The organism is Bacillus sp. SIMBA_074, assembly GCF_046534555.1.
Taxonomy (GTDB): domain Bacteria; phylum Bacillota; class Bacilli; order Bacillales; family Bacillaceae_G; genus Bacillus_A; species Bacillus_A mycoides.
Window position 1 is genome coordinate 1 of the sequence record NZ_JAWRYM010000220.1, and the last position, 343, is coordinate 343.

The following is a 343-nucleotide window of genomic DNA, read 5'->3' on the forward strand; positions in this document are numbered from 1 at the left end:
GATGGAAACGGGAGGCATTTCGGCAAGATTAATTCGATTCGCCAATACGATTGTGGGGAATTTGCCAGGTGGCTTGGCGGTTGTAGCTGTTATTGGTTGTACATTTTTTGCTGCTATTTCCGGTTCGTCAGCTGCAACAACTGCTGCTGTGGGTGGCATATTGATTCCGCATATGGTAAAAAAAGGATATAATGTGCGGTTTTCTTCTGCATTGCATGCGGCGGGTGGAACAATCGGTGTCATGATTCCCCCGAGTGTGCCGATGGTTTTGTACGGAGTGGCAGCGAGTACCTCCATTAATGATTTGTTTATTGCTGGAATCGGGCCGGGTATTCTCGTCGCG

Annotated in this window: 1 protein-coding gene; it reads left to right on the plus strand. The window is 48.4% G+C overall.

Translation table 11 applies throughout. The features are described from left to right. Positions 1–343 (plus strand): TRAP transporter large permease subunit (locus tag SB773_RS30580; RefSeq protein WP_410593973.1); only part of this gene is annotated, 343 nt, incomplete at both ends.